We start from the raw sequence: 20,688 nt of genomic DNA on the forward strand, positions 1-20,688 counted from the left end.
TCAATTCGTGTGATCTGAGACCGGATACAGGATTGTCCCGTCGGGCTGCACAATCACGCCGGGCGTGAGATGCGCTGGCTCGATATGGCCCTTGTCCATGATGTGGAAAACGCTCTTTCCTGCTGCGATCAGGTAGTCGGCGACGATGCGGCGGTGACAACGCCACCAGACGGCTTCCGAGCACATGATTGCACAGCGCCGGCGGCTTCCTTCGTCCAGCAGGCGCTCGAGCCCGGTGCGGAAGGGCTCGGATAGCGCGTAGTCGGCGTAGTTGTGGAAGCTGTCGTTGGTCCAGAAACCATTGAGGTCCGCCGGCACGTCGCGCGCTTTGCCGCGCAGGCCGCCAAGCGCGGCAATATGTTCGTAGGCGATCTGGAAACCCGCCAAGGTCTCGGGCAAGGCGTCGATGTTGAATTGCGGGTTGGTTCGCGACTTCGGTATCGTCCTGATGTCGACGAGCAGCTCGACCTCCGCTTCACGCAATAGATCGACGAAGGTTTCGATGCTGCGGTTGGAATGGCCGATGGTGAAGAACGGCAGATCCATCGATCTGCCCTTCAGGAGAGATCGAGCGCGCTGCCTTTATGGGCCGCTATGTGGTCGGTCTTGTCGCTCTTGATCTCGTATTGCGGCTCATCTTCCGAAGCGTGGTGGGTGTGCCCCTTGTAGTCGAAATCGCGTGTATGGATCGCAATGATGGCGCCCGACACGCGCCCGGCCTCCGAATTCCAGCTCACGTGGTCGCCAATCTTGAATCTCCTGGCCATCGTTCGCTCACCTCCATCACGGGTCGACGTTATCGAGGAAGTCCGCGGTCGGCACGAAGAACAGGCACCCAGTCACTGCCTTGCTGAAGTCGAGCAGATGGTCATAGGTTCCCGGCGGATTGCCGATGAACATGTTCTCCAGCATCTTCTCGATGCGAGCGGGCGAGCGGGCATAGCCGGTGAAATAGGTGCCGAACTCGCCTTTGCCGACCGAGCCGAACGGCATGTTGTCGCGAACGATCTGCAATTGCTGGCCGCCCTCCTCGATGGAGGTCAGCACATTGTGCGCATAGGGCTTCTTGTCGGCATCGCGCTGCTCGATATCGGAGAGCTTGTGCCGTCCGATAATGTTCTCCTGCTCCTCGACCGGCACCTTGTTCCACTGCGCAATGTCGTGGAGGTATTTCTGCACGATCACGTAGCTGCCGCCGGCAAAGGCCGGATCTTCCTCGCCGATGATGGTGGCATCCACCGCCGCCTGGTCGACAGGGTTCTCGGTGCCGTCGACGAAGCCGATAAGGTCGCGGTCATCGAAGAACTTGAAGCCATGCACTTCATCGACGGTAATGACGGCCCCATCCAGCCGCGCCATGATGTGGGTGGCCAGCTCGAAGCAGAGATCCATGCTGGCGGCGCGGATATGGAAGAGCATGTCGCCAGGCGTCGAAACTGCGTGGTGCACGCCGCGGATTTCCCGAAAGGGGTGCAGGTCCTTGGGCATCGGCGCGCCGAAAAGCCTCGTCCACGCGTCAGCGCCAAAACCCGTAACCAGGGAAAGCTGCCCTTCAAGGCTCCGGAAGCCAACACCGCGCAGGAGGCTCGAAAGATCGCCGCAGAGTTCGCGAACCGTTCGCTCCGCCTCCGATCCTGGATTGATCGTCACCACCAGGAAAATCGCCGCGCGTGTCAGCCTGCTGGTGACCGACTGGGATATGGGAGAGGGTAAGCTTGAAACCATCGTGAGCCATCGAGTAGCGGGCTCGCATCTTGCCCCGACCGCAAGCCGGATGACAAGTTTTGATCTGACGCCAGGAAGGCGACCTCGCGCTTCGTCGGCGCGAGGTCGGTTGGTCATGCCCCCTGGCTGGCCACCGCAGGACGACGGCCACCACCGATCATGACCAGTCCCAAACCCGCCGCCGCGAGCAGTCCGCCGGCGATCGGCACCGCGGCATAGCCGAGGCCGAGGCTGAGCACGCCGGCGCCCAGGGCTGCGCCAATGGCGTTGCCGAGGTTGAAAGCCCCGACATTGATGGAAGATGCCAGGCCGGGAGCCTCGGCAGCGGCCTCCATCACGCGCATCTGCACCGGCGGAACGATAGCGAAGGCGGTGATGCCCCAGAGAAGGAGGCCGAAGATCGCGCCGATCTGGCTGGTGAGCAGGAGCGGCATCGCAAGCATGATAACGGCAAGCGCACCGAGGAAGATCTTGATGGCGCCATCGGGGGACCAGTCGGCGAGACGTCCACCGACCCAATTGCCGATTGTGAACCCGACGCCGATCAAGGCCAGGCCGAAGGTAATGAAACCGTCGGATGCGCCAATGAGAGTCGCGAGTGCGGGGGCGACGTAGGTATAAAGGGCGAACATGGCGCCGGCGCCCATCACCGTTGTCGCCATGGCGAGAAGCACCGTGGGGCGGGCAAGAACGCGCAGTTCGCGCTTGACGTTCGGGCGGGCACCTGACGCGCCCTCGGGCAGGGCCATCCACAAGGCCGCAATGGCAACGAGACCGATCGCAGCCGTCCCGACAAACGCCATGCGCCAGCCGATCAACTGGCCGATCCAGGTCGCGGCAGGGACGCCACCGATATTGGCAATGGTCAGGCCCATGAACATGGCCGCGACGGCGCGCGCCTGCTTGTCCCTGGGCACGACACTGGCCGCAACGATGGCGCCGAGGCCGAAGAAGGCACCATGGTTGAGGCTGGTCACGAGGCGCGCGAAGAGCAGCGTGAAATAGCCCGGCGCCATGGCCGACAGCAGGTTGCCGATGGTGAAGATGCCCATCAGCAGGATGAGCGCCTTGCGCTTGCCGAACCGGCTGAACGCCAGCGTCATGACGGGTGCGCCAAGCATGACGCCGATGGCATAGGCGCTGATGAGCAGGCCCGCCGTGGGGATACTGACGCCGACGCCGTCGGCGATGACGGGCAGCAGGCCCATCGGCGAGAATTCGGTCGTGCCGATGCCGAAGGCGCCGATGGCGAGGGCAAGAAGCGCCCAGCGGGCACGCGTGGATGTATCGGCCGTTTCGGCCGTGGCGGTGGCGAGTGTCATGGTGATTTCCTCAGGCGTCCCTTTCGGGCGCCAGACTAAACGGGGCTCGGCGGCTATCCGGTTTGACAAGCATTGCCGCCCCAGGCGCGTCACCGTCATCGATCGTCTGCATCTTTCTCCCGCCCCCGATGCGGCGCTCCGGCGTGCTTCCGGAGCCGGAAAGGCGGCGGCGGCATTCAAATGGCCGGCTATGAAATAGGGCGCAGCCATTGACTTGATAATCAGCTTAAATTGCACATTATCTGTGAAACGAAATCCAAGATTGGATGGGAAAATGGATAATCGCGCGGGCGAGATGCTGGTATTCCAGCGCGTCGTGGAGACTGGCAGCTTTTCGGAAGCAGCGCGCCTGCTGCGGATGACGCCCTCGACCGTCAGCAAGCTGGTCGCCCGCATCGAAACGCGATTGGGCGTTCGGCTTGTCGAGCGCTCGACGCGGCGACTTTCCCTCACGGCCGAGGGCCAGATTTACTACGAGCGCAGCCAGGCGCTCCTCAATGACCTCGAAGAAGTGGAGTGTGCACTTTCGCAGGGCGCGGTGCAGACCAGCGGCACTGTGCGCGTCAATGTCTCGGTCGCCATCGGTGTGCTCGCGCTCGAGCCGATCCTTCCCGAATTCTGGCGCCTCTATCCCAATGTGGTGATCGACCTCTCGCTATCGGACGAAATTGTGGACCTCTATCTCGACCGCACCGACATCGCCTTCCGCGTCGGCCCCTTGCCGAACTCGGGCATGCTGGCGCGGCGGATAGGCGTGGCGCGCCGCAAGATCGTCGCCGCGCCGAGCTATCTCGAACGGCATGGGATACCCCGCACGGTCGAGGATCTCTCGAAACATAATTGCCTGGGCTTCAATTTCCGCCGCGCTGCACCGGTCTGGCCGATCAAGGAAAGCGGCCGGATCGTCGATCGCGCCGTCAGAGGCCAGCTCCTCGCCAATAATGGCGAAACCGTACGCCGCATGACGCTTGCGGGTGTAGGCCTGGCTCGGGTCGGCGACTACCACGTACGCGCCGACATCGCCGCCGGACGCTTGGTCGAGGTGCTGGCGGACGTAGTGGAATCGGACGAGGAACAAATCCACGCCGTCTTCCTGGGCGGCGCCCGCATGCCCCAACGCGTCCGCGTCTTCCTCGACTTCGCCGTGCCGCGATTGCAGCAATTCCTCAGCGAGTAGCGCGCTCTAGTCGACCATATCGTGCCATGATTTCGCACAAGGCCGCAGTATCAATCGCTTCGACCTTGTATCTGTCGAAAGCCCCGCCCCCTGCCCCCTCGGCCGCAACCATGGCGTTGACGATAGCCTCTTCAACGGCTTCAACGGCCGCCGCATAGACCACGTCGATATGCTCGTCGTTGAGCATATCCATGTGCAGGACCTCCGGTGCCCTGTGCGCCATCGGGTTCCTGTTCGCCGTCGAGAACGCCAGAAAAATATCGCCTGAATTGTTGCCGCCAATTGTGCCGTTGCGGGCGATGCCGATGGTGCCGCGGCGGGCCAGGCGTTTGAGTTGGTGGGGCATGAGGGGAATGTCGGTGGCGATGGCGACGATGATCGAGCCGCGCTCGGTTTCGTGGATCGGCGCGATGCCATCCTGCATATGCTGACCCATGGGCACGCCGCAGATGGTGAGCCAGGGGCGTTGGCCGTGGTTGGCCTGGACGAGAACGCCGACCGTAAAGTCCTTGCCTGCTATGCTGATCTTTCGCGACGCGGTGCCGGTGCCGGCCTTGAAGCCATAGGCGATCATGCCGGTACCGCCGCCAACCGAGCCTTCTGCGACCGGGCCGGATCTGGCGCCGTCGAGGGCTGCGAGGACATCCGCTTCGCCGATCGGCAGTCCGTTGATGTCGTTCAGGGCGCCATCATAGGTCTCGGCGACGACCGGCATGATCCAGAGGTGATCACCGCGGGTATAGGTTTTTTCGTAGCGCTTGAGCATCCACTTGACGGCGCCGTGGTGCGCCATGCCGACGGCGTGAGTGTTGGTGATGAGGACGGGGCCAAGGAAATACCCGCCATCCTCGATCCAGTGCGTGCCGGTCATTTCGCCATTGCCGTTGAAGCGATGGAGACCGGCATAGACCGGCACGGGCTCGTCCTCGCCGGCGTGCGGAATGATTGCCGTGACCCCGGTGCGAACCGGCATGCTGCGGCCGGGCCGCGGCTGCTCCTCGATGAGGGTCCTGAAGCCCACAGCAATGCCGGGAACGTCGGTGATGGCGTTGAATAGGCCGGGTGTACCGGGGAACGGAAGGCCGAGTTCGCGGGCGCGCGGCTTGGGAGTCTTGAGCATGGTCATTTCTGGCGGGAGCGGAAATAGAGGCCGAGCGAGGCGACGACGAAGGAGAAGGCCAGCATCATCACGGCGATGGCGTTGATCTCCGGTTTGATGCCGCGACGCAGCATCGAGAAGATGAAGATCGGCAGGGTGGTGACGTCGACGCCCGAGATGAAATAGGTGATCACCAGGTCATCCATAGAAATGATGAAGGCGAGGAGCGCGCCCCCGAGTACACCGGGCATCAATTGCGGCAGCACCACCTTGCGAAAGGTGACCCATTGATTGGCGCCCAGATCCGCCGAAGCGTTTTCGAGCGTCCGGTCCATGCTGGCGAGGCGCGCCGAGACGACGATGAAGACGTAGGAAATGAGGAAGGTGCACTGGCCGATGATGATGGTCATGAGGCCCAGATGGGCGCCGACACCGACGAAAAAGATGAGAAGCGCGATGCCCAGCACGATGTCCGGCATCAGCATGGGCGCGAAGAGCAGCACGCGATAGAAGCTCTTGCCGAAGAAATAGTAGCGGTAGATGGCAATGGCGAGCGCCGTGCCCAGAACCGTGGCGATCAGGGTCGTCGAGGCCGCGATGATCAGGCTGTTGCGCAGTGCGGCAAGCAATTGATCGGTGGATTCGAGATAGAGCGCGTTTTCGCTGATCTTGGTCTTGAAGCCCAGGACCTGCAGGTACCAATCGGTCGTGAAGCCCGACCACGTCATCATGTTGATCGGGTTGGCGTTGAACGAATAGACGACGATCAGGGCCAGCGGCAGGTAGATGAAGCCGAAGAAGAGCGCGGTGTAGAGGGCGAGCGTGCCGCGGCCGATGGTGCGGGCTATGCGCATGACCGCCTCCCTAGAGACTGAGTGCCGGGTCGCTGCCGCGCCGGCCTTCGGTGAGAACGTAGATGAGGAGCGCCACGAGCATCGCTGCCATGACGAGCATGGCGAGGGCCGAGCCGAACGGCCAGTTGCGGGCCGAAAGGAATTGCTGCTCGATGAGGTTGCCGAGCATGAGCACCTTGGCCCCGCCCAGCACTTCGGGCACCACGAAATTTCCCAGCGCCGGTATGAAGACGATGATCGCCCCGCCGATGACACCAGGCAGGGTAAGCGGGAAGATGACGCGAAGGAACGTGCGGATCGGCCCCGCGCCCAGATCCTGCGAGGCCCTCACGAGGGCCCAATCGAGCTTTTCGACGCTGGCATAGATCGGCAGGAACATGAATGGCACGTAGATATAGACCATGCCGACGATGATCGCGCCGTCGGTATAGATCATGTCGAGCGGACGATCGATGAGGTGCAGGTCAAGCAGCACTTCGTTGATAAGCCCGGTCTGGCGGAGCAACAGCACCCAGACGAAGAGGCGCACGATGAGGCTCGTGAAGAAGGGCAGTGCAATGAGGAAAAGGCAGAAATTCTTCCACCTGTCGGGGAGGCGCGCCACCTGGAAGGCTGCCGGATAGCAGACGAGGAAGGTACAGAGCACCGTCAATGCAGCGATGCGCACGGACCGCCAGAAGATGGCGAGGTAGACCGGGTCGAACTCCTCGAACATCGGATCGGCAAAGCCAAGGATGCGGCCGAAATTATGGGGATAAAATTCCCACTCGGCGCCCCCATAAAGCCCCGGCATCAGGAAGCTCATCACCACCATGATGCCCAGCGGCACGACGAAGAAGGCGATGAGGAAAAGCGTGGCCGGCGTCAGCAGGATGCCGAGTTCGAGCCGGTGTCGGGAGCGCGCGCTCATTGCGCCGCCTCGGTGGGCGCAATGAGGTGGACCGAAGCCGGATCGTAGTAGAGCCTCGCCCTGCGGCTGGCCTCGATGGCGCCGACCTGGCCCCGGGCGCTGGCCGGGATCAGCGCGGTGAGCTTGCGCCCGCCGGCCGTTCGCCCCAGAAGCTCGAAGGCGGAGCCGACAAAGACCACCTGATCGACCTCCATTTCGAGACTGGGTTCGTCATTGGCAGGGGTGAGCGAGAATTGTTCCGGCCGGATCAGCGCGGTCACGGCGGCATCGTTCGCCGCCGGCGACCTGCTATGGATCGCGATGCCGTCCGGCGTCACGACACGCTCGCCCTCGCGCCTGCCTTCGAAGAGATTGCTGGCTCCGACGAACGTGGCGACGAAGGTGGTGGCCGGCGCATCGTAGACCGTTCGCGGCGTGCCGATTTGCTGGATCTGCCCGGCATCGAGTACCGCCACGCGATCGGACATGGTCAGCGCCTCTTCCTGGTCGTGCGTGACGAAAACGAAAGAGATGCCGAGCTCGCTCTGCAACGTCTTGAGCTCCATCCGCATGGCCTCGCGCAGGTTCTTGTCGAGAGCCGAGAGCGGCTCATCGAGAAGAAGCAGTTTGGGGCGCGCGATGATGGCACGCGCGAGCGCCACGCGCTGCTGCTGGCCGCCCGACAGCTGGCGCGGGCGGCGGTTCTCCATATCCTTGAGACCCACCATTTCCAGCGCCTCAGCCACACGTTTCCGGCGCTCCGCGACCGGCGTGCCGGCAATTTCGAGGGCGTAGCCGGTGTTTTCGCCTACGCTCATATGCGGGAAGAGCGCGTAGTTCTGGAACACGGTGTTGACCGGACGGCGGTGCGGCGGCACATCGGTGATGTCCTTGCCGTCGATCAGAATGCGACCCTGCTCGAGGTCGATGAAGCCGGAAACGGCCTGGAGCAAGGTAGTCTTGCCGCATCCGGAAGGACCGAGCAGTGTCAGGAATTCGTTGCGGCGCACCTCGAGGTCTATGCCGCGCAGCGCATAGATCCGCTTACCCTCGAAAACCGGGAAGCTGCGCGTCGCGTTCTCGAGTGTAACGATCTGGTCCGACATCTCGATTTTTCGTCCCCTCGACCGAATGTTATCTAAATAACTCTTGTGCCATTGCGATATCTGGATTTCATTCTTGCTGGGAAGTCAACGGCCCAGAGGGATGAGGGCGCTGATTTCATGCAAGGGAAAGGGGAAAATCGCGATGACAACGCGCAAGACGAACAGGCTGTCCGCATTGCAGCGCCTGGCCCGCGGCCTGCTGCTCGGAACCGCCGCCGCCCTGAGCCTCGCCGGCGCCGCTTCGGCAGCCGGGGAACTCAACGTCTTCAACTGGGGCGAATACATCAACCCGGAAGTGCTCAAGGCTTTCGAAGCCGAAACCGGCATCAAGGTGAACCTCTCCACCTATTCCTCCAATGAGGAAATGCTGGCCAAGGTCCAGGGTGGCACCACAGGCTACGACATCGTGTTTCCGTCGGTCTGGATGCAGGACATCATGGCCAAGCTCGACCTGCTCGAGAAGACCGACATCAATCGGTACGAAGGCTTCAAGAACATCGATCCGGCCTTCCTGCGCGCCAAGAGCGACCCGCAGGGCGAGTATTGCCTGCCCTATGCCTGGGGCACCGTTGGCATCGTCTACAACAAGAAGGTGCTCGGTAAGGACATCACCGGCTGGAACGATCTCCTGGCGACGGTCAAGGAGAAGGGCCTCAAGATCGGTCTTCTCGACGACATGCGCGAGGTGATCAGCGTCGGCCTCATTCTCAACGGCAAGGACGTCAATACGACGGACCCCAACGATCTGGCCCAGGCGGCCGAGACGGTCATCGCCATGAAGCCGGTCGTCTCCGCCTTCAGCTACGATACCCGGCCGATGGTCATGGCGGGCGAGCTTGCGGCGGCGCACGCCTTTGTCGGTGCGATGATCGACGTCTTCGCCAATCCCGACCTCGAAGGCTATGTGATCCCGGAGGAAGGGGCGACGATGTACCAAGAGGATATCTGTGTCCTCAAGACGTCGCCCAACAAGGACAATGCCAGGAAATTCCTCGAGTTCTATACCAAGCCCGAGATCGTGGCGCTCAACATCGCCCAGCAGACCAATGGCACCGCAAACGTTCCCGCGCGGACCATGACCCCGCCCCAGATCGCTGAAAGCAAGGAGATTAATCCGCCCGAGGATGTGATGAAACGGCTGCAGATTTTCTCCGATCTCGGGCAGGCGGTGCGGCTCTATGACCGCACCTGGACCAAGATCAAGACGGCCGAATAGGCTTGACCCGGCCGGTCTGGACCTTAAGGCTCGGATCGGTCTCGTCCTGAAGGTGAAGCATGTCCAAGGCCATACTGGAGCGTCTGCGCAGCGACCGGCTGCGGCAATCCAATTCGGACAAGCTGATCGCCAACTATATGGAGCGCAATATCGCCGAGCTGCCGTTCGAGACGGCCCGGTCGATCGCCGGGCGCGTGGGCGTCAGCCCGATGACTGTCGGACGCTACCTGCGGCGGCTGGGCTTTGACGGCCTTGATGAACTCAAGGCCGAGCTGCGCCGCGGCGCCTCGAACAATCCGGCCTGGCAGGTCAAGGGCCAGATGGAGCGGCTCCAGGCGGACATCAAGGAAGGCAAGCTTCTCGCCGGCCTCATCCAGCAGCAGATGGACAATCTCGGCCACATCTACGAACTCACCGTCGCGCCCGAATGGCAAAGAGCGGTCGAAACCCTGGTCTCGGCAAGCGAGGTCTACGTCGCCGCCTACCAGAACGTGCGCGGCATCGCCCAATACTTCGCCGCCCAGCTTTCCTATTCCCGCCCCGGCGTCACCTTCTCGGACGGCCTCAACGGCACCTATGCCGAAATCCTCGACCAGTCGGTCGAGGGCCGCTGCCTCTTCCTCTTCGACGTCCGCCGCTTCGCCTCAAAGGCGCGCCCTCTCGCAGAAGCCGCACGAAAGGCCGGCGTCACCGTCATCTTCATGACCGACGAATTCTGCCCCTGGGCCAACGAAGTCTCCGACATCCCCCTCGTCCTCCCCGGCGCCCACGGCCCCCTCTGGGACGGCGCCGCCGCCCTCACCGCTGTGATGGACCTCCTCATCAGCAACGTCGTGGTCGAGCTAGGCCACAGCGCCAGCGATCGCGTGGAAGCACTGACCCACTTGCAGGATCAGTTCGGGGACTTCGAATAGCGCTCCGATGGCGATGTTGCGGACCGCAGCGTCCGTTTAGACCCGCACCACCGTTCCATCCATACGCGTCAGCAATGCCCGTGCACCCGGCACCGTCGCCAGCACCTTGGCCGCTCGGTCCTCGCCGGCGACGAAGAGGGCGGTGGCGAGCGCGTCGGCGTCGGTGGCGCGGGGGGCGGTGACGACGACTTCGGTCAGCCGGTGGGCGCTCTGGCCGGTATTGGGGTCGAAGATGTGGTGATGCTCACCTGAGAGGTCGAATACGGTGCCGTAGCCACCAGAGGTGGCTGAGGATTCATTGACCAGTTCGAGCGTCCTGCCGGCGCCGCCGCTGGCATCGCGCAGGCCGACGCGCCAGGGGCGACCGTCGGGGTGGGTGCCGAGGACGCGTGTTTCGCCCAGCTCTACGACGACGTGGTCAAAACCTTCGTTGCGCAAGAGATCGGCGACGACGTCGGTGATGTAGCCCTGGGCAATGCCGTTGAGCGTCAGAGCCATGCCTTGCGATGCGAGGCGCACGCCGCGACTGGAGACATCGATGCGTTGATAGTCGACGAGGCCGCGCGCCGCCGCGATGGCCTTGGGGGACGGGCCCGAGGGATCGGCACCCGGCTGCGCGAAGTGATCCTGATAGAGCGTCCAGAGCGGTTGCACGGTCGGATCGAACGCGCCGTTGCTGGCCGACGCGATGGCGCGCGAGGTTTCGAGAACGGCGACCATATCGCGCGAGGCATTGGTGAGGACGCCGTCGCGGTTGAGGCGCGATAGCTCGCTATCGGGCTGATAGAGGCTGAAGACGGCTTCGAGCCGGGCGACCTCCGAGACCATGCGCGCGAGCGTGCGCTGTGCATGGCCGGCATTGGAGTGCCAGAGGCTGAGCGAGGAGGCCGCTCCCAGGGCTTCGCCGTGCCATTCGTGGAAGGTCGGCTGCGGCCCGAACATGCGGAAGCCGATGGCGCCGACCGGCAATGCGGCAGAGGCAGCCAGTATCTTGAGGGCCTGTCGCCGCGAGGGCATGTGCGGCGCGGCAAGGGGAAGATCGCGTGTGGTCATGGTGCTTCCCCTTATGCCGTCGCCGGCGGCGTAGCGCCGTTGCGCGTCAGGACGAGCGGCTCGTGGGTGCTGACGCGAGCCGCGCGCTCGCGCTGCTTGCGCGCCTGCGCCAGCGGCGGGCAGCGGTGGTCGTCGTAATACTCGACCTGGCAATCGAGGCACTGGAAGCACTCGGACATGATGATCTTGCCGCTGCTCTCGATGGCCTTGACCGGGCACGAGCGCTCGCAGAGATGGCAGCCGCCGGTGCCGCATTGCGCGCGGCGCTTGAGGAAGGTGAAGAGGTGCAGCCGGTCGCCCAGCGCAAGCACGCCACCGAGCGGGCACAGGAAGCGACAGAAGAAGCGCTCGGTGAAGAGTCCCATGACCAGCAGCGCCACGGCATAGGCGACATAGGGCCAGGGCCGGGTGAAGGTCGACGTGATCGCGGTCTTGAAGGGCTCGACCTCCTCGACGCTGGCCAGGACTTCCGGCGCGGCGAAAGCCGTACCGATGACCAGTGCGGCGAGCCCGTATTTGGGTAGCCACATCCAGCGCTGCATATTTTCGGACGGGTTCCACACCGGCAGGCGCAGGAGCCGGCCGAGCTTGGAGGTCAGTTCCTGCAAGGCCCCGAACGGGCACAGCCAGCCGCAGAAGACGCCGCGTCCGATCAGGAACAGCGAGAGCAGCACGTAGATCGAGATGACGACGATCAGCGGTTCGGCGAGATAGAAGCCGAGATCGGCGCCGTCGAACGGTCCCTTGAGGTAGTTGACGATGTGGACGATCGAGAGCTGCCCGCCGGCGATCCAGCCTAGCCATACGAGCGTGAAGACCAGGAAGCCGTTGCGGATCCATTTGTGGAGCTGCCGGTTCTGGCTCAAACGCGCCTGGAAGACAAAGATCAGCGTCAGCGCCGTCAGCGCGACAGCCAGGATGGCGAGGTCGAGCCACGAGGAAAGCCATGCCTCCGCCCAGGCCGGCAACGGCGCAACATAGGGCAGAAGCAGGGCCTCGTTGGGCACCTTGTAGGCAACGGGGAACTCGACAATATGCTCGGCGCCTGCTGCGTCGGTCGCCTGCACCATGAGCACGAGATCGAACGGCGCGAGGGGATCGAAGCCGGAGCTGAGCGGAATGGTGAAAAGTCCGGCCTCTGAAAGAATCGGCCCGCCCGAGAAGCCGAGCGATGCCCCTACCCGCTCGAAGTCGCTTTCGTGGAAATCGAGCTTGAGATCACCCTGCACCAGCCGGACGCGATCGAACTTGTGGCCGAACTCGGCCGATTGATACTGGCTGCCGCGGAAATCGTAGTAGCCGCCCGACATGACGGCGAGCATCACCACATCATCCGGCGCCGCCTGCACCTTGGCGTAGGCATCCGGAATGAGGACGTTTCGGCCGATGATGGACGGCGTCACCAATGCAAAGACCAGTTCGGTATAGCGGCTTTCCGGCTTGGCCTTGTCGAGCGGCACGTCCATCGCGGCGGACGTAACGCCATCAGCGGCGAAAGCAGCGGCAACGTCGCCGAAGGTAACGACGCGGTCAGAAACAGCGCCCATCTCCAGAAGCTGCTTCCAGTTGCGCAGCCCAAAACCCTGCCGGTCGAGCGTCGGCGCGGTTACCTGTGGGCGCGGATCGTTGGCCTGCAGGATGACGCGTCCTGCATCCAGGATGCCCGCGCGCATGGTGCGCGCTGAAACCGTGGTGCCCTGCACGAAATCGGGCTTCAACGGAGCGGGCGTCGTCGCCTCGACCGAATAGCCGACATGGGCATCCATGAAATTGCCGAGCCGTTCGACACGCTCCGGAAAGCCCTGGAGATAGGGGTCGTGGAACTTGATGACCTTGGCGCCGGTCAGGTTGCCGGCCATGTCCATGCCGACGATCGCGTCGAAAGGTGTCGAGGAATAGCTGCGCGCCCGCACCACATCGAGGGTGGAATAGAGGTAGCCGACCTGCTCCTCGCCGGCATAGACGCGGTAGTAGGGCGGCTCCCCTTCGGACAGCTCGAACCGGTCGGCCGTCGGGAAGAACTCCTTGAGCATGGCCGGCGAAGCGCGCCCGCCGAGTGGAGCGCTCTCCTGTGCCCAGGCGCTGCTCGCGGCGGCGACCAGCAGAATTGCCGCCAATATTCTAAAGAGCCTTGAGAAGACCTGAACCAGCGGGCCGGCCCTTTTCGTACTATGCGCCGGACGCCCAGCCTGCGCCTCGATTTTCCTAGGGCGATTTTCGGGGGGAAATAGTGCGGTCATGGCAGGCAAGGCTCTAGGGTTAGTCGGAATTAAAAGACGCAGGCGTTTACTGTAGTAGTGCGCGCCCTTTAACTTGCCCTGAACCTGACTGGATTTGCGAGACTGCCGCAAGCGCGCGGCCTTTGTCCCGACAATTTTACGCACAGGTTTGAGGACGCATAGAATTGCGACCGCACCCCCACAATAGGAGTTGAGCGTGGCGATTGTCACTAGACCAGCGCGAGACGAAGACCGGGATATTCTCGGCGCCCTCAAGCTGCGCTCTTCGCTGGCCTGGGGAGATCACGTCGAAGAACTGCTCGCGATGCGCGAAGCCCGTGAAGTTCCAGCTGCGCATCTGCCGCATATTATCGTCGCCGAAGCTTCGGGAGATGTCGTCGGTTTCGCGACGATCCTCCGTCACGAGGGTGCTGCCCGGGCCGAACTTGAAGACCTGTTTGTCGCGCCCGAGGCGTGGCGAAGAGGAATAGGGAAGCTGCTGCTGGCGGAAGCGGAACGCCGTGCAATCGCCTCAGGCGCGCGTTCGGTACACGTCGTCGCTGGCGAACGGGCGCGGCCGTTCTATGAAGCCTCGGGGTATGACGTAACCGGGGCGGTCATGACGACGCTTGCCCCGGCCATGGAGTTGGAAAAGCGGCTCTCGGAGTAGCCGCCAACCGTCAGCTTACGTCGACGACCACCGCCACCGTGCCGCCGCCGACCGGCCCCTGATGGGTGGCCCCGGCGGAGATCCACACCAGATTGTCCTGCAGCATGGCCGAGAACATGCCACCCAGCGCGGCCTTTACCTGGTTCACATATTGCGGATTTTCCATGACCTGGCGGCGCCCACGCAGGCGACCGTCCGGCGTCGCGCTGAACTTCACATAGACGGCGACGACACGTGCGCGATGCTCGGCCGAGAGCGGCCCCGGACCGACGTCGAGCCCGGCGCGCCGCAGCGCGCGGGTAAGCGCGTCGATGTCGAGCGTATCGGCCATGGCGGAATGGCCGACACGCAGCCGGCCGCCGGCGCCCACGCGGTTGCCCATCACCACCAGCTGGGTCTGCGGGCCTTCGCCGCCCACCGGCTCCCAGGGATTGGCCGATACCGCGACCTTGCCCGTCCAGAGGTCGAGCTTTTCGCCGATGTCGTCGGCCGACGGCATCGCCAGGCCATCGGCGGTAACGGCGACGGCGAGGCCGGCCGAGCCGCTTGCCCGACGGAAGAGGGTCTTGTCGTCGTATTCGGGAATCTTGTGTGCGGCCGCGCGGGCCTCAGTGAAGTCCTGCTGGGTCGGGTAATAGGCCTTGCCGACGACATATTCGATGGCGCTCGGATCGATCCCGGCATCCTGCGCGCCTGCGCGGATCGCCCTGACATTGGCCTCGATCAGTTGCGTGCTCGCCAGCCATTCCGGACGGACGATCTCGGAACGCGTGACGCCCATTGCCAGTCGGCCGGCGCTGTCGTTGGAGGGCTCGCCGCGGGTACGGGTATAGACCACGACGTGCGGCGTCAGCATGCCGATGCCACCGGTGGTGAAGACCATCGGGATCTGGTTGATGGCGTCAGCCGAGCGCGTGCCGCGATCGAGAAGGAAGCGACGGACCGCGCGGTCGGCGTCGAGCCGGCTCGTTTCGCCAGGTTGCCAGCCTTCGGTCTTGCCGGTCACCGCGATGATGTCATCGGGCCGCAGCCGCCCCTCGGCCACGAGCCGCTCCAGGCCAGAGCTGTCGGAGCTGTGGTCCAGCGGGACGCGGAAGGCGTCAATAATGGGTACGAGTCCGTCATCGGTCATCTGAGTTCTCTCACTTCAGTCGATCAGCACCCCACTTTAGGCGCCGCCTGACAAACTGTATACATAAATTCTAATTTCGTGATACAAACTTTGTAGCAAACCTTCACGCGGCAGCACGCGTCCCCTCATCCGTCCGGTACCGACATCTACCCGCACGGCGTAATGACGCTGGTGCTCGTTCACGCAAGTCACGCGCTGTCATCCATTTCCCCAGCGCAAAGCAGCGATCCCCCGAGGGTCCGTGGACCATCGGAAGATCACCGTCAGTTCAGTTATTGTATCCGATTCACACCTCCGCCGCATGGAGCGGAGTGCGAAGCGCTTATTCCAGGCCGAGCTTGCCCTGGAGCGTCGAGAGGTCTTCGGCCAGCGTATTGACGGCGCCCGCCAGGACGCGGCGGTCGTCTTCGCTCAGCTTGTCGTAGGACTGATAACCGTCGCCTTCCTTGTACTTGGCGAGGGTGGCGTCGACCGTATTGAAGTTGTCGTCCACCTTGGCGACGAAGTCGGCGTCGTCGGTGAGCAGCGGCTTGACCAGCTCGAATATCTTGCGCGAGCCGTCGAAATTGCCCTTGAAGTCCCAGAGGTCGGTGTGGCTGTAGCGGTCTTCCTCGCCCGAGATCTTGGTGGCGGCGACTTCCTCCATCAGCGCGGCCGCACCGCCCACCACGACGTTGGGCGGGAAGGTGAGGTCGGCAATGCGGCTATTGAGGTCGGTCACGTCCTGCATCAGCTTGTCGGCAAACTCGCCGACGCCCTCGGTCGTGTTTTCCGCAAAGAGCGCATATTCGAGGCGGTGGAAACCTGTGAAGCCCGGGTCTTTCTCGGCCTGCTCATGGTCGTCGGCGCGCGAGTCGATCGCGGCGTCGAGGTCGCTGAAGAGCTCGGCGATAGGCTCGATGCTTTCGTAGTCGATGCGGGTTGGCGCGAAGAGCGCCTTGGCCTTGTCGATATCGCCTGCCTTGACGGCGTCGGTGAAGGCCTTGGTGTTGTCGACCAGGGTCGCCAAGTGCTCGGAGACGTAGAGCTTGTAGTCCGAGATGGGCTGCACAAGGTCGAGGGCGGAGACTTCGGCCATGGCAGGCGAGGCGATGCCGAGGGACAGGACTGCGAAGGCAGCGGGCAGTAGGGGCTTCATTGAGCGCTCCAGGTTCAGGTTGCAGGTGAAGCGGTCGCTGCCAGCAGGTTGCGGCCGAGGTAGTCGGTGTCATCGACGACACCGGGAAGGACGAAGAAGTAACCGCCGCCGACGGGCTTGATGTATTCCTCGAGCGGTTCGCCGTTGAGCAGGTTCTGCACGGCGATGAAGCCGCGTTCGAGATCCTGCTGGTAGCAGATGAAGAGCAGTCCCTGGTCGAGCTGGCCATTGCTGGCCACGCCATTGGAATAGTTGAACGGGCGCCGCAGGATGAGGTTTTCGCGCGCGGCATGGGTGCGTGGGTTGGCCAGCCGGATATGGGCGTCGAGGGCGGTCACCTCGCCCTTGGGGTCGTTGCTGTAGTCGGGCACATCGCTTTCGACCTGGCCGGTGAACGGCGCGCCCGTCGCCTTGCGGCGGCCGAAAATCCGCTCCTGCTCGCGCAGTGGCGTGCGGTCCCAGCGCTCGACGAAATTGCGGATGATGCGCACGGCCTGGTAGGTGCCGCCAACAGCCCATTCCGGCTCGCCGCTCTCGGGCTGCACCCAGACCAGGCGGTTCATCTCCGCCTCGTCGCGCGAATCCGGATTGGCCGAGCCGTCGCGGAAGCCCAGGAAGTTGCGGGCGCTTTCGTGATGCGCGCCCGGCTTGGCCGGCAGCACCGGCACCGAACCCTCCTGCTGCCAGCGCAGCAGGAGCAGGTCGGGCAGGTTCTTTATGATGTCGCGCAGCGCATACATGTTGGTGTCCGCGCCGTTCGAGCTCATCTGCACGCAGATATCGCCGTGGCAGAGCCGGGCATTGAGCGCGTCGTTCTTGAAGGCGCTCATGCGATCGAGCGTCCTGGGCCTCGCCGCCGCCAGCCCGAAGCGATCATCGAAAAGCGAGGCGCCGACCGACACCGTGATGGTGAGGTTGTTGGGCGCGACGACCGGCCCCAGAATGCCGGAATCGGCAGGCGGCAGCTTGGGGTCGAGCTCAGGCACGTCCCCACCGCGCATGAGGAAAGCGATGCGGCTGGTGAGAGTCTTGAAAAGGCGCTCGAGCCCGGCGCGATCTCGCGCCAGCACATCGAAACTCGCCACCATGCCGAAGGCCGGCCGCGGCGTAACGACGCCCGACTGGTGGACGCCATGGAAGGCCTGCGCCTCCTGCGTCTCGTCGCTTTCAGGCGCATCGGCGACCTGGCTGGCCGGGTCTGTAGCTGTGACGGCCAGAGCAGAACTGCTGGCCAGCAATCCTCCAGCCGCACCGAGCCCCAGCAGCAACCGGCGCCGGTTGGTCGAAAGGCCTTTGTCCTCCGGATCGTCCACCCCCATCAGCTCAACCCCAGGGCGGCGTTGAGCGCCCCCAGATGCTCGGCGAGCGTAGAAAAGCCCTGTGCCAGCCCCTGCCGGGCCTCGACCGAGGCGTCGGTGTAAGGCACAAAGCCATCGCCCTTGCGCAAGGCGTCGAGCTTGGCCTCGAGCGCCTTCACATCTGCATCGAGGTTCGCCACGAGATCCTTGGCGCCGGTCGGCGCGACAGGACCAAGAAGCCCCACGACCTTGCGCATGCTCGAGACGTTGGCAGCGATGGCGACGAGGTCGGTATTGGCATAGTGATCCTCGCCGGCGACGATGGCGCTGGCTGCAGCCGAGGCCAGCCGCTCGGCATTGCCCGCGAGGTCTGCCGGCTGCGCCTTCACTTCCTTGAGGCGCTGCTGGAGCGTAGCTGCGTCAGCCACCAGCTTGTCGGCAACCGAGGCAAGGCCATCGACACTGTTCTGCGCAAAAAGCCCGTATTCGATACGGTGAAGACCGGTGAAGGCCGGATCGGCCTCGCGCTGGGCGAGGTAGTCGGCGATGCCATCGATGCTGTTGTGGAGATCGGCGAAGCGCGCTGCCTCGGGCTCGATCTCGGCATAGGCGGCGCGCGCGGCGGGGTAGAGCGCCTTCGCCGTTTCGACGTCGCCAGCCTTGACGGCGTCGGACAGCGCGCCGACAGCCTTGACGAAGGCGTTGGATTTGAGCGTCAGGAACACCTTGTATTCGGCCAGCGGCCCGATAAAGGCGGTCAGTGTGGGCTGCGCGGCCGCTTCGGCATCGGCGGCAGCAGAAGGCGTCACGTGCAGCACGCCGCGCGGATTGCTCAGCAGGCCGCAGGTAATGGCGTAGTCGCCGGGCTTGAGCTTGGCAGAAAGGCTCTGGACGAAGCCCGGGGCGATATTCTCGCGCTCCTCGACCACCATGACGCCATCGAGAATTTCCCATTCGACGGCGCGGTCCGAGGCATTGGCGATCTCGAACAGCGTCGTACCGGCCGGCACGGTCAACTCGTTGGGGTCGCAGGCATTGGCGCTGATGGTGACGCGCAGCGCCTTGGCCGAGGCGTCGTCGCCTCCGCGCAACGTCGAAGTGTAATAGAAGGCGGCGCCGCCGAGCAGGACCAGCAGGATGGCACCGGCCAGCCCGAAGCGGACAAGCCCGGATTGCAGATTGCCTTGCGGTTGAGAAGCGGAAGGAGGGCTCATCGATCAGGAACGGGTCGGCGCTGCATTGGAGGGAACGGCCGGGCGCGGGCTGGTCGGCATCAGGAACAACAGCAGCGTGACGGCGAGGAAGACGACATAGACCAGCACTTCGCCGATCGTGGGCGTGTCCTGATAGCCGAGGAGGCCGGCAAACACCGTACCCAGCGGGCTATCGACCGGCAGCACGCCGCTGAGATCGAAGGCGATCGCCTGCAGCCCGTTCCAGATACCCGCCTCATGGAGCGAGCGTACCGCGCCGGCGATAATGCCCGCCGCGACGATCAGGATGAAAACGCCGGTCCAGCGGAAGAATTTGCGCAGGTTCAGCTTGATGCCGCCGGCATAGATGCCGTAGCCGATCGCGGCCGAGACCAGGATGCCCAGCAGCGCCCCGAGCGGCGCCTGCGCGCCTTCGGACTGCTGGAAGACGGCGAGCAGGAAGAACACGGATTCCACGCCCTCGCGCGCCACCGCCAGGAAGATCATGCCGATCAGCGCGAAGGTCGAGGCGTGATGACCGTCGAAGGCGCGGTCGATGGAGCCCTGCAATTCGGACTTGATGGAGCGCGAAGCCCTGCGCATCCAGAACACCATGCTGACCAGCATCGCCACGGCGACGAGCCCGACAATGGCCTCGAACAATTCCTGGGTCTTCTGCGGAAATTCGGCCTTGGCGAACTGCAGCCCGGCGCCGACGAAAAGCGACAGCGCGACGGCGAGCAGGATCCCGATCCAGACTATCGGCATGAAGCCCGATCGTCCTGTCTGCTTGAGATATCCGGCGACGATACCGACAATCAGCGCGGCCTCGATGCCCTCGCGCAGCATGATCAGGAATGGGACAAGCATGGCTAACCTTCTAGCACCGGGTCTTGCCCGGCCCGGGGCTACCTACCTAGAACCAGGAAAACCTGAGCGCAAGGGTTAAGTTTGAGCAGGCGTCCACCCGCTGAGACAGTCGGCCGAGGACACCGACGATGCCGCCGACGGGCAAAGCCCCCATGCCAGCGCTGACCGCATGCGGCACCGCGACGCGGAAGCGCCGCTGAAACCATGGAAACACGGGCTCTTCGCAACGCCGCTCAGGCCGCCCTTCTCGCCCCCGAGCATGACAACGGTTGATCGCGCATTTATAAACATGATTATTATACTCATATTATTGGACTGAGGAACCTGATCATGCGCCTAACCCGTCTCACGCTCGCCGGTCTCGTCGTCGCGGCACTTTCGAGCCTTCCTGCGCTTGCCGCCGATTTCGAGGTTAAGATGCTCAACAAGGGCTCGGACGGCAGCCCGATGGTGTTCGAACCCGCCCTGACCCAGATTCAGCCCGGCGACACCGTGCACTTCATCGCCGCCAGCAAGGGCCACAACGCCGAGACCATTCCGGGCATGTTCCCGGAAGGCGCCGAAGCCTTCAAAAGCCCGATCGGCAAGGATTTCAGCTTCACTTTCGAGAAAGACGGGATCTACGGCATCCGCTGCACGCCGCATTACGGCATGGGCATGGTGGCCATGATCGTGGTGGGCGAGCCGACGAACCTCGACGAGGCCAAGGGCGTCAAGCAACCGGGCAAGGCTGCCGACCGGTTCGAGGCGATCTTCACCCAGCTCGAAGCCGCGAAATAGGCAAACGGCCCGGCAGGATCATCTGCCGGGCCG

At 63.7% G+C, this 20,688-nt stretch carries 20 protein-coding genes; 5 read left to right on the forward strand and 15 right to left on the reverse strand.

Features of this window, described 5'->3' with window-relative positions; genetic code table 11:
- From JNE37_RS05855 to JNE37_RS05870, 4 genes are all read right to left on the reverse strand, one after another.
- Positions 1-546 (reverse strand): DUF488 domain-containing protein, encoded by a 546-nt coding sequence (locus JNE37_RS05855; protein WP_203065631.1) that lies wholly within the window; start codon positions 544-546, stop codon positions 1-3.
- A gap of 11 nt (positions 547-557) precedes the next feature.
- Positions 558-767 (reverse strand): hypervirulence associated TUDOR domain-containing protein, encoded by a 210-nt coding sequence (locus JNE37_RS05860; protein WP_203065632.1) that lies wholly within the window; start codon positions 765-767, stop codon positions 558-560.
- A 16-nt stretch (positions 768-783) separates the two neighbouring features.
- Positions 784-1,725, reverse strand: coding sequence for a Dyp-type peroxidase (locus JNE37_RS05865; protein WP_203065633.1), 942 nt, complete (start codon positions 1,723-1,725; stop codon positions 784-786).
- A gap of 113 nt (positions 1,726-1,838) precedes the next feature.
- A complete protein-coding gene (locus tag JNE37_RS05870) occupies positions 1,839-3,047 on the reverse strand; it encodes an MFS transporter (RefSeq protein WP_203065634.1) in 1,209 nt (402 codons plus the stop codon).
- A 274-nt stretch (positions 3,048-3,321) separates the two neighbouring features.
- Here JNE37_RS05870 and JNE37_RS05875 point away from each other — a divergent pair, with 274 nt between their 5' ends.
- Positions 3,322-4,224, forward strand: coding sequence for a LysR family transcriptional regulator (locus JNE37_RS05875; protein WP_203065635.1), 903 nt, complete (start codon positions 3,322-3,324; stop codon positions 4,222-4,224).
- Here JNE37_RS05875 and JNE37_RS05880 read toward each other — a convergent pair.
- From JNE37_RS05880 to JNE37_RS05895, 4 genes are read right to left on the reverse strand one after another with little or no spacing between them, the layout of a single operon-like run.
- On the reverse strand, positions 4,214-5,344 hold the full coding sequence (locus JNE37_RS05880) for a DmpA family aminopeptidase (protein WP_246513538.1): 1,131 nt from the start codon (positions 5,342-5,344) through the stop codon (positions 4,214-4,216). The two genes, JNE37_RS05875 and JNE37_RS05880, sit on opposite strands and share 11 nt — an antisense overlap.
- Positions 5,345-5,346: 2 nt before the next feature.
- A complete protein-coding gene (locus JNE37_RS05885; protein ID WP_203065637.1) occupies positions 5,347-6,177 on the reverse strand; it encodes an ABC transporter permease in 831 nt (276 codons plus the stop codon).
- A gap of 10 nt (positions 6,178-6,187) precedes the next feature.
- On the reverse strand, positions 6,188-7,087 hold the full coding sequence (locus tag JNE37_RS05890) for an ABC transporter permease (RefSeq protein WP_182398478.1): 900 nt from the start codon (positions 7,085-7,087) through the stop codon (positions 6,188-6,190).
- Positions 7,084-8,172 carry an ABC transporter ATP-binding protein gene (locus tag JNE37_RS05895; protein ID WP_203065638.1) on the reverse strand — a complete coding sequence of 363 codons (1,089 nt, stop codon included), beginning with the start codon at positions 8,170-8,172 and terminating at the stop codon, positions 7,084-7,086. The genes JNE37_RS05890 and JNE37_RS05895 overlap by 4 nt, the downstream gene beginning before the upstream one ends.
- Positions 8,173-8,314: 142 nt before the next feature.
- Between JNE37_RS05895 and JNE37_RS05900 the strand changes: the two genes are divergently transcribed.
- Together JNE37_RS05900 and JNE37_RS05905 are read left to right on the forward strand one after the other, a co-directional pair.
- Positions 8,315-9,388, forward strand: coding sequence for a polyamine ABC transporter substrate-binding protein (locus JNE37_RS05900; protein ID WP_203065639.1), 1,074 nt, complete (start codon positions 8,315-8,317; stop codon positions 9,386-9,388).
- Positions 9,389-9,447: 59 nt separating this feature from the next.
- A complete protein-coding gene (locus JNE37_RS05905) occupies positions 9,448-10,302 on the forward strand; it encodes a MurR/RpiR family transcriptional regulator (RefSeq protein ID WP_035036467.1) in 855 nt (284 codons plus the stop codon).
- Between the two features lie 36 nt (positions 10,303-10,338).
- On the opposite strand, the gene JNE37_RS05910 is transcribed toward JNE37_RS05905, so the two are convergent.
- Together JNE37_RS05910 and JNE37_RS05915 are read right to left on the reverse strand one after the other, a co-directional pair.
- Entirely contained in the window at positions 10,339-11,355 is a 1,017-nt protein-coding gene (locus JNE37_RS05910; RefSeq protein WP_203065640.1) for an FAD:protein FMN transferase, read from the reverse strand.
- A gap of 11 nt (positions 11,356-11,366) precedes the next feature.
- Positions 11,367-13,472 carry a 4Fe-4S binding protein gene (locus JNE37_RS05915; RefSeq protein ID WP_203065641.1) on the reverse strand — a complete coding sequence of 702 codons (2,106 nt, stop codon included), beginning with the start codon at positions 13,470-13,472 and terminating at the stop codon, positions 11,367-11,369.
- Between the two features lie 319 nt (positions 13,473-13,791).
- Between JNE37_RS05915 and JNE37_RS05920 the strand changes: the two genes are divergently transcribed.
- Positions 13,792-14,244: a GNAT family N-acetyltransferase gene (locus JNE37_RS05920; protein ID WP_246513540.1), complete on the forward strand. Its 453-nt coding sequence runs from the start codon at positions 13,792-13,794 to the stop codon at positions 14,242-14,244.
- Between the two features lie 10 nt (positions 14,245-14,254).
- Here JNE37_RS05920 and JNE37_RS05925 read toward each other — a convergent pair whose 3' ends face one another.
- From JNE37_RS05925 to efeU, 5 genes are all read right to left on the reverse strand, one after another.
- Positions 14,255-15,376: a ring-opening amidohydrolase gene (locus JNE37_RS05925; RefSeq protein ID WP_203065642.1), complete on the reverse strand. Its 1,122-nt coding sequence runs from the start codon at positions 15,374-15,376 to the stop codon at positions 14,255-14,257.
- A gap of 322 nt (positions 15,377-15,698) precedes the next feature.
- Positions 15,699-16,514, reverse strand: a complete 816-nt coding sequence (gene efeO, locus JNE37_RS05930; protein WP_035036476.1) for an iron uptake system protein EfeO — start codon at positions 16,512-16,514, stop codon at positions 15,699-15,701.
- A 14-nt stretch (positions 16,515-16,528) separates the two neighbouring features.
- Positions 16,529-17,833: an iron uptake transporter deferrochelatase/peroxidase subunit gene (gene efeB / locus JNE37_RS05935; RefSeq protein WP_203065643.1), complete on the reverse strand. Its 1,305-nt coding sequence runs from the start codon at positions 17,831-17,833 to the stop codon at positions 16,529-16,531.
- Positions 17,833-19,026: an iron uptake system protein EfeO gene (efeO, locus tag JNE37_RS05940; protein WP_203065644.1), complete on the reverse strand. Its 1,194-nt coding sequence runs from the start codon at positions 19,024-19,026 to the stop codon at positions 17,833-17,835. Before efeO (JNE37_RS05940) ends, efeB begins: the two co-directional genes overlap by 1 nt.
- Before the next feature lie 3 nt (positions 19,027-19,029).
- The gene (efeU, locus tag JNE37_RS05945; RefSeq protein ID WP_203065645.1) at positions 19,030-19,875 is read right to left on the reverse strand and encodes an iron uptake transporter permease EfeU; all 846 of its coding nucleotides are present in this window, start codon (positions 19,873-19,875) and stop codon (positions 19,030-19,032) included.
- A 330-nt stretch (positions 19,876-20,205) separates the two neighbouring features.
- Between efeU and JNE37_RS05950 the strand changes: the two genes are divergently transcribed.
- On the forward strand, positions 20,206-20,655 hold the full coding sequence (locus JNE37_RS05950; protein WP_035036486.1) for a pseudoazurin: 450 nt from the start codon (positions 20,206-20,208) through the stop codon (positions 20,653-20,655).
- The last annotated feature ends 33 nt before the right edge of the window (positions 20,656-20,688 follow it).

This window comes from Paradevosia shaoguanensis (assembly GCF_016801025.1).
In the GTDB taxonomy this organism is placed as follows: Bacteria; Pseudomonadota; Alphaproteobacteria; order Rhizobiales; family Devosiaceae; genus Paradevosia; species Paradevosia shaoguanensis.

Coding starts and splice junctions, on each gene's coding strand:
- JNE37_RS05855 (WP_203065631.1), bottom strand. CDS start 546: ATGGATCTGCCGTTCTTCACCATCGGCCATTCCAACCGCAGCATCGAA.
- JNE37_RS05860 (WP_203065632.1), bottom strand. CDS start 767: ATGGCCAGGAGATTCAAGATTGGCGACCACGTGAGCTGGAATTCGGAG.
- JNE37_RS05865 (WP_203065633.1), bottom strand. CDS start 1,725: ATGGTTTCAAGCTTACCCTCTCCCATATCCCAGTCGGTCACCAGCAGG.
- JNE37_RS05870 (WP_203065634.1), bottom strand. CDS start 3,047: ATGACACTCGCCACCGCCACGGCCGAAACGGCCGATACATCCACGCGT.
- JNE37_RS05875 (WP_203065635.1), top strand. CDS start 3,322: ATGGATAATCGCGCGGGCGAGATGCTGGTATTCCAGCGCGTCGTGGAG.
- JNE37_RS05880 (WP_246513538.1), bottom strand. CDS start 5,344: ATGCTCAAGACTCCCAAGCCGCGCGCCCGCGAACTCGGCCTTCCGTTC.
- JNE37_RS05885 (WP_203065637.1), bottom strand. CDS start 6,177: ATGCGCATAGCCCGCACCATCGGCCGCGGCACGCTCGCCCTCTACACC.
- JNE37_RS05890 (WP_182398478.1), bottom strand. CDS start 7,087: ATGAGCGCGCGCTCCCGACACCGGCTCGAACTCGGCATCCTGCTGACG.
- JNE37_RS05895 (WP_203065638.1), bottom strand. CDS start 8,172: ATGTCGGACCAGATCGTTACACTCGAGAACGCGACGCGCAGCTTCCCG.
- JNE37_RS05900 (WP_203065639.1), top strand. CDS start 8,315: ATGACAACGCGCAAGACGAACAGGCTGTCCGCATTGCAGCGCCTGGCC.
- JNE37_RS05905 (WP_035036467.1), top strand. CDS start 9,448: ATGTCCAAGGCCATACTGGAGCGTCTGCGCAGCGACCGGCTGCGGCAA.
- JNE37_RS05910 (WP_203065640.1), bottom strand. CDS start 11,355: ATGACCACACGCGATCTTCCCCTTGCCGCGCCGCACATGCCCTCGCGG.
- JNE37_RS05925 (WP_203065642.1), bottom strand. CDS start 15,376: ATGACCGATGACGGACTCGTACCCATTATTGACGCCTTCCGCGTCCCG.
- efeO (WP_035036476.1), bottom strand. CDS start 16,514: ATGAAGCCCCTACTGCCCGCTGCCTTCGCAGTCCTGTCCCTCGGCATC.
- efeB (WP_203065643.1), bottom strand. CDS start 17,833: ATGGGGGTGGACGATCCGGAGGACAAAGGCCTTTCGACCAACCGGCGC.
- efeO (WP_203065644.1), bottom strand. CDS start 19,026: ATGAGCCCTCCTTCCGCTTCTCAACCGCAAGGCAATCTGCAATCCGGG.
- efeU (WP_203065645.1), bottom strand. CDS start 19,875: ATGCTTGTCCCATTCCTGATCATGCTGCGCGAGGGCATCGAGGCCGCG.
- JNE37_RS05950 (WP_035036486.1), top strand. CDS start 20,206: ATGCGCCTAACCCGTCTCACGCTCGCCGGTCTCGTCGTCGCGGCACTT.